Below are 1,517 nucleotides of genomic sequence, written 5' to 3'. Positions count from 1 at the left end.
CACGGCCAGCGAGGAGATCAGCAAGGGCATCTGCATCATCTGGCCCATCAGTCGTGACATCGACTTCTCCCGGGTGATTCGTGCGCGTCAGCGCGCAAAACGTTTGTCTTCGACGCGGGAATGATAGGGAGGCGCCACCACCGGCCGGCTGGCTGTTTACCCGTAAAAAACTCGTGCCGCGGCACGGTCATTACACTTTCGGCCCTATGAGCGCCCTGCCGATTCCCGCCGCGATCGCGGCCCCGCTGCCACCGCTGATGGGCGCCGACTGGCCCAACCGCTTCGCCGCGCTGGGCGGCGAGTTCTTCACCGAACTGCCGCCGCAAGGCCTGCCCGACCCGCACTGGGTGGCCTGGAGTGCCGATTGCGCCCGCCTGCTGGGCCTGCCGGGTGATATGCCCTCCGACCCGCGGCTGCTCGCCGCCCTCAGCGGCAACCTCGCCGAGGCGCCGATGCAGCCGCTGGCCAGCGTCTACAGCGGCCACCAGTTCGGCGTCTGGGCCGGCCAGCTGGGCGACGGCCGCGCGCTGTGGCTGGGCGAGCTGCAGACGCCCGCCGGGCCGATGGAGATCCAGCTGAAGGGCGCCGGCCTGACGCCCTACTCACGCATGGGCGACGGCCGCGCGGTGCTGCGCTCGTCGATCCGCGAGTTCCTGGCGTCGGAGGCGATGCACGCGCTGGGCGTACCGACGACGCGCGCACTCAGCATCACCGGCTCGGCGCTGCCGGTGCGGCGCGAGGAGATCGAGACCGCTGCGGTCGTCACGCGCGTCGCGCCGTCGTTCATCCGCTTCGGCCACTTCGAGCATTTCGCGCACACCGAGCCGAACGTCGACGCACTGCGCCGGCTGGTCGATTTCGTGATCGACATCGGCTACCCCGAATGCCGCGGTGCAGCACAGCCCGCCGTCGCGCTGCTCGAGGCGGTGGCCCGGCGCACCGCGCGCCTGATGGCCGACTGGCAGGCCGTCGGCTTCTGCCACGGCGTGATGAACACCGACAACATGTCGATCCTCGGGCTCACGATCGACTACGGCCCGTACGGCTTCCTCGATGCGTTCGACCCCGGCCACGTCTGCAACCACTCCGACCACCAGGGCCGCTACGCCTATGCGCGCCAGCCGAACGTCGCGTTCTGGAACCTGCATGCGCTGGCCCAGGCGCTGCTGCCGCTGATCGGCGAGCAGGACGATGCGCTCGAGGCGCTGGAGGCCTACAAGAGCGAGTTCGCCGCGACGCTCGATGCGCGCATGGYCGCCAAGCTCGGACTGTCTGGCGTGCAGGACGGCGACCGGGCGCTCGCCGAGGGCCTGCTGCAGCGCATGGCCGCCGACCGCGCCGACTTCAGCATCACCTTCCGCCGGCTGGCCGGCTTCGACAGCCGCGAGGCTGCCGCCAACGACGCGCTGCGCGACCTCTTCATCGACCGCGAGGCCTTCGACGCCTGGGCACGGAACTATGCGGCGCGGCTGCGCTCCGAAGGCAGCGTCGATGCCGAACGCGCCTTGCGGATGAAC

At 70.3% G+C, this 1,517-nt stretch carries 1 protein-coding gene; it reads left to right on the top strand.

All coding sequences use genetic code 11. From position 1 onward, the window contains the following. Window positions 1–206: 206 nt before the first annotated feature. Window positions 207–1,517 (top strand): protein adenylyltransferase SelO (locus tag AC1D15_RS31570; RefSeq protein ID WP_477829149.1); only part of this gene is annotated, 1,311 nt, incomplete at its 3' end.

The organism is Rhizobacter sp. P2_H2 (genome assembly GCF_056403375.1).
This window is presented reverse-complemented; position numbering and strand designations above follow the sequence as displayed.